At 74.7% G+C, this 4,811-nt stretch carries 6 protein-coding genes; all 6 read right to left on the reverse strand.

Annotated elements, in window-relative coordinates; translation table 11 throughout:
* Positions 1–40: 40 nt before the first annotated feature.
* A complete protein-coding gene (locus ACFV6I_RS34830; RefSeq protein ID WP_380429853.1) occupies positions 41–1,258 on the reverse strand; it encodes a hypothetical protein in 1,218 nt (405 codons plus the stop codon).
* Positions 1,259–1,380: 122 nt separating this feature from the next.
* Positions 1,381–1,869 carry a DUF3180 domain-containing protein gene (locus tag ACFV6I_RS34835; RefSeq protein WP_063348244.1) on the reverse strand — a complete coding sequence of 163 codons (489 nt, stop codon included), beginning with the start codon at positions 1,867–1,869 and terminating at the stop codon, positions 1,381–1,383.
* A 188-nt stretch (positions 1,870–2,057) separates the two neighbouring features.
* On the reverse strand, positions 2,058–2,657 hold the full coding sequence (folK, locus tag ACFV6I_RS34840) for a 2-amino-4-hydroxy-6-hydroxymethyldihydropteridine diphosphokinase (protein WP_063348245.1): 600 nt from the start codon (positions 2,655–2,657) through the stop codon (positions 2,058–2,060).
* A 40-nt stretch (positions 2,658–2,697) separates the two neighbouring features.
* Positions 2,698–3,057, reverse strand: a complete 360-nt coding sequence (gene folB, locus ACFV6I_RS34845; protein WP_063351209.1) for a dihydroneopterin aldolase — start codon at positions 3,055–3,057, stop codon at positions 2,698–2,700.
* A 247-nt stretch (positions 3,058–3,304) separates the two neighbouring features.
* Positions 3,305–3,802: a nuclear transport factor 2 family protein gene (locus ACFV6I_RS34850; RefSeq protein WP_063348246.1), complete on the reverse strand. Its 498-nt coding sequence runs from the start codon at positions 3,800–3,802 to the stop codon at positions 3,305–3,307.
* Positions 3,799–4,686 carry a dihydropteroate synthase gene (folP, locus tag ACFV6I_RS34855; protein ID WP_380429855.1) on the reverse strand — a complete coding sequence of 296 codons (888 nt, stop codon included), beginning with the start codon at positions 4,684–4,686 and terminating at the stop codon, positions 3,799–3,801. Before folP ends, ACFV6I_RS34850 begins: the two co-directional genes overlap by 4 nt.
* Between the last annotated feature and the right edge of the window lie 125 nt (positions 4,687–4,811).

The raw sequence follows: 4,811 nt of genomic DNA on the forward strand, positions 1-4,811 counted from the left end.
GGTCACACCGATGTCCCGCGCCGCTTTCGCGTATCCGGACCTAACGCGAGGCGCGCAGCTCCGGCAGCTGAATCAGCTCGGTCTCGTCCTCCGGGGTCAGGTCCACCACCGCGGGCGCGCCCGGCGCAGGCTCGGCCGCCGGCTGCGACGCCTGCGAGCCGGCCACGGCCTCCTGCACCTCACGAGCCTCCTGGGCCTCCTGCGCCTCGGCCTTCGCCTGCGCGGCCACCGCCTCGTCGCCCACCACGTCGGCCAGGTCCGTGCGCTCGCCCAGTTCGGCGACGCTGCCCACCGCGGGCGCCGGGGCCGCCGCCCGCACGGCCGCGCCCGCACCACGGCCGAAGAAGCTGAAGCCCGGCCCGCGCACCGCCCCGGACTGCGCCGACCGCGGCCGCTGCCGCTCCACCGGCGCGGGCGCCGCGACCGGAGCGGACGGCGTCCCGCCGAGCTGCCCGACCGTGGCGGTCAGCGCCGGGCGCACCGGCGCGGGCCGCACCGACGCCTGGGTCTGGTCCTGTGCCTGTGCCTGTGCCTGTGCCTGTGCCTGTGCCTGTGCCACCGGAGCCTGCTCCGGAGTGGGCACCGCAGGGGCCACCGGCGCCGGCACCGAGGGCGCCACCACGGCAGCCACGGGCACGGGCGCCTGGGCCGCAGCGGCCGGCGCCGTACGCGCCCGCAGCGCGACCGCCGAGCCTGCCGTCCGCTCCCGCCGCGCCTCCTGCTCCGCCGCCCGCCGCTCCAGCACCCGCAGCACGGACGCGGCACGGACGAACGCGGCCGGGCTGGCCGGGTACTTCGGGCGGCTCGCGGCGAGCGCCCGCTGGGCCGCCTCGGCCTCCTTGAGCGCCTGCTCGGCCACCGTCACGGCCCGCTCCCGCAGCAGCCGGGCGATCTCGGTCTCGGCCTTCGCCAGCCGCGACTTCTCCGCCGTCAGCCGCCGCCCGAACCGGGTGGCCCGCTCCTCGGCGACCTCCGCCGCGTACTCGGCCTCCGCCAGCTGCTCCTCGAACCGCTCCTCGGCCCGCAGCCGCTGCGCCGCGGCCATCTCGGCGGCCGCCCGGGCCGCCTTGTCCCGCTGCCGCAGCAGCAGCGCGAAGCCGAGCGTCGCGACGACCGCCGCGACACCCACCGAACGCACCAGGACGGCGTCCTGACTGAAGAGCAGGGCGGCCAGCGCAGCGACGAGCAGCACGCCGGCGGCGGTGGGGGGGAAGATCCGGCCGAGGACGGAGGAATGACGGTGGCGTCCGCGAGACATGCCAAGAAACTAGCGTGCGAATTGGGGCCGTGTCAGCCCAGGGTCCTCTTCCGCCCTTGACAGTGCGCAAGTTTTACCGCACGTGCCCGGCGTTTCACTCAAGATCACGAAAAAGGACCTGCTCAGCGGGGCGAGGGCGCCGGGCCGCTCGGATCGTCGTGGTTCTCCGGCAGCTTGCACACGTGCTGCAACCAGAGCGCCGCCGCGATCACCGCGGCCCCCGCCAGCACCGCGAGCCCGGCCGTGACGGCCTGGTCCTTGCGCGCCGACACGTCCAGCTCGCCCAGCAGGAAGATCCCCGCGCCCGCGTAGACGCCGGTGACCACCGCCGAAACCAGCGCGCTGGCCTGCCCCAGCACCACCGCCCGGGCCGCCAGCAGCGGGTCGACGCCCTTCGCGCCGGGCTGCCGCTCGCGCACCGCCTTCAGCCGGGACCGCAACGAGAGGGCGGTCGCCAACAGGACCACCGCCACCGCCGCCAGCACCACCGGCGCCGCGACCGGCACGGCCGGCAGCGTGTCCAGGGAGGCCCAGAGCTTGGCACCGGCCCAGGACAGCGCCGTGGTAGCAGCGGTGATGCCGACCAGCAGGCGGAGGCGAAGCAGCTTCACTCGGAGGAGGTCCTTCCCGGGGTTACCAGAGCCGGCCGTCGCCCGGTGGCCCGGCGCGGCGGCGCCAGGCCACCGTACCGGGCCCGACCGGGCGGGCACCCGCGCGAACGGCGGACACCTACTCGTACGGCCGGGCCCCCCGGTCGAGTTCCCCGGCCGTCCTCACCGGGCCGCCGGGCCGCGGCCGGTCACTCCGGCAGCGTCAGCCGGATGTCGTCCCGCCGCCGGACGCCCTGCGCGCCCGGGCCGCCGAGCGCGTCCAGCAGTGCGCCGACCTGCCCGTGCCCGGGCACCTCGGCCTCCGGCTGGGCGTCCAGCCAGGGGGCGAGCACGAAGGCCCGCTCGTGCGAGCGCGGGTGCGGCAGCAGCAGCTGCGGGTCGTCGCTGAGCACGCCCTCGTAGGCCAGGATGTCGACGTCCAGGGTCCGCGGACCCCAGTGCACCGTCCGGACCCGCCCGAAGGCGTCCTCGATCGCGTTGCCGCGCTCCAGCAGGTCGCGCGGCGGCAGCGAGGTGCGCAGCACGACGACCGCGTTGTAGTAGTTGGGCTGTTCGTCCGGGCCGCCGACGGCCTCGGTCTCGTAGACCGCGGAGACGGCCTTGATCTTGAGCCCGGGGGTGTCGGCGAGCGCGTCGACGGCGCCCTGGAGGGTGTCCAGGCGGTTGCCCAGGTTGCTGCCGAGTGCGATCACCGCGCAGTGCTGGCTGTGCAGTGTGGTGTCGGCGGAGTCCACCCGGCTCTCCAGGTCGAACGTGGTCGGCGAGGCGGTCGGGTCGCTGGTGCTCATCGAGATCCCTCTGCAACTGGAACGGGGCGCACGGCGGCGGTCATGCGCGGCCCCGGTGAATGGTCACGGTCACGTCGTCGAACGGCACGGTGATCGGGGCGTCGGGCTTGTGCACGGTCACCTCGACCTCCTCGACCGCTTCGTGCTTCAGGCACTGGTCGGCGATGCGCTGGGCCAGGGTCTCGATCAGGTCGACCGGCTCCCCGGCGATGATCGCGGTGACCTCCTCGGCCACGAGGCCGTAGTGCGCCGTGCGGGTGAGGTCGTCGCCGGACGCGGCGGGGCGGGTGTCCAGGTACAGCACGAGGTCGACCACGAAGGTCTGGCCCTCGATGCGCTCGCGCTCGAAGACGCCGTGGTTGCCCCGGGCACGCAGCCCCCGCAGGGTGACGCGGTCCAGCAAACGAATCACTGCTCCCAGTCGGACGGGCCCCACCCGGAGAATGGCATGGACGGGCGGGGCGAAGGCGGGCAGCACACCCGCCACTCCGTTTCGAATCTACCCGCGGGCGCTGACAACGTCTGACCGTCCTACCCGGCACGAACCGTCGCCACGCGCACCGGAATGGCGATTGACGTGAACGTTCGGTGACCACTCGGGAATTCCCGGGCGACCTCCCGGCGGCGTTTTCCGAAGGCCGCCCGAATCAGTCCTCGTCCTCGTCGTCGCCGCTGGTCAGAACGGGTGAACCGTGGTGCGACCAGAGCTTCCACCCGCCCGGGGTACGGCGGAACAGATTCGTGGATACGACCTTTCCGCCGACCAGCGGACCGAGTTCCCCCTCCTCCTCCGCCTCGCCGCCGGAGAGGATGTTCTCGGTGCACGTGACAAGGGCCACATCTCCGTGGACCTCGGCCTCGACATCGGTCAGGAAGAACTGGATGTACTCCGTGTTCATCATGATCAGCATGTACGAGCGGGTCACCTGCGCCCGCCCGCGCAGCACCGGCCAGCCGGGGTGCACGCACACCACGCCGCCCTTGTCGTCCGCGTCCGCGGCCCCCAGCCAGGCGTCCTCGACCGCCTCCAGGTCCCCCTCCTCCAGTGCCTGGTAGAGCGCCTGGTTCGCCGCGAGCACCGCCTCCAGGTCCGCCTCGCGGGCCTGGCCGGCCGTTCCGCCGCTCAGCCTGCCGTCACCTGTCACAGACCCTCCCTCACCCCTTGCCGGGCCGCGTGCTGCCAGGCCGCGACCACCCGGACGGCGTCCGCCGTGCCGGACACGTCGTGCACCCGCACCGCCCAGGCGCCGGCCTGGGCCGACAGCACCGACACCGCGGCGGTCGCGTCGTCGCGCTCCCGGGCCGGGCGCAGCGCCCCGGATTGCGGGTCGGCCAGCAGCGTACCCAGGAACCGCTTGCGCGATGCGGCGACGAGGACGGGACGGCCGAGCGCGGTGAGCGCGTCCAGCCGGCCGAGCAGCGCCCAGTTGTGCTCGGGGGTCTTGGCGAAGCCGAGCCCCGGGTCGAGGATCAGCTGGTCCTCCTTGACCCCGGCCGCCAGCAGCGCGTCCACCCGGACGGCCAGCTCGGCGACGACGTCCGTCACCACGTCCCGGTAGACCGCCAGCCGCTCCATGTCCGCGGACTGGCCGCGCCAGTGCATCACCACGAAGGGCGCGCCGGTGTCGGCGACCACCTGTGCCATCGCCGGGTCGGCGAGCCCGCCGGAGACGTCGTTGACGAGCGCGGCACCGGCCGCCACGGCCTGCTCGGCGACGGAGGCCCGCATGGTGTCGACCGACACCACGACCCCGGCGGCGACGAGCTCGCGCACCACCGGCAGCACCCGGCGCAGCTCCTCCTCCTCGGGCACCCGCTGCGAGCCGGGCCGGGTGGACTCGCCCCCGACGTCCACCAGGTCCGCACCGCGGGCGCGCAGGGCGAGCCCGTGCGCGATCGCCTTGGCGGGGTCGTGCCAGAGGCCGCCGTCCGAGAAGGAGTCGGGCGTGACGTTGACCACACCCATCACGGCGCAGCGGTCGAGCCGCGGCAGTCCGGCCGGCAGCGAGAAGGACGGCGAGTTGCTCATGTGCCCATTATCGAACGGGGCGCGCCCCGCGGGTAGTGGGGGGGGGGCGCCGGGGTGGGGGGTGCGGGCGCCGGGGCCGCCGCCGCCGCCCGGGCTGGGCAGCAGCACCGCCGCTGCCGTGGTCG

This window comes from Kitasatospora sp. NPDC059803, assembly GCF_042732255.1.
In the GTDB taxonomy this organism is placed as follows: Bacteria; Actinomycetota; Actinomycetes; order Streptomycetales; family Streptomycetaceae; genus Kitasatospora.

What these genes read in the sequence shown, in the direction of transcription:
- ACFV6I_RS34830 (WP_380429853.1), bottom strand. Translation starts at nt 1,258, where the DNA reads ATGTCTCGCGGACGCCACCGTCATTCCTCCGTCCTCGGCCGGATCTTC.
- folK (WP_063348245.1), bottom strand. Translation starts at nt 2,657, where the DNA reads ATGAGCACCAGCGACCCGACCGCCTCGCCGACCACGTTCGACCTGGAG.
- folP (WP_380429855.1), bottom strand. Translation starts at nt 4,686, where the DNA reads ATGAGCAACTCGCCGTCCTTCTCGCTGCCGGCCGGACTGCCGCGGCTC.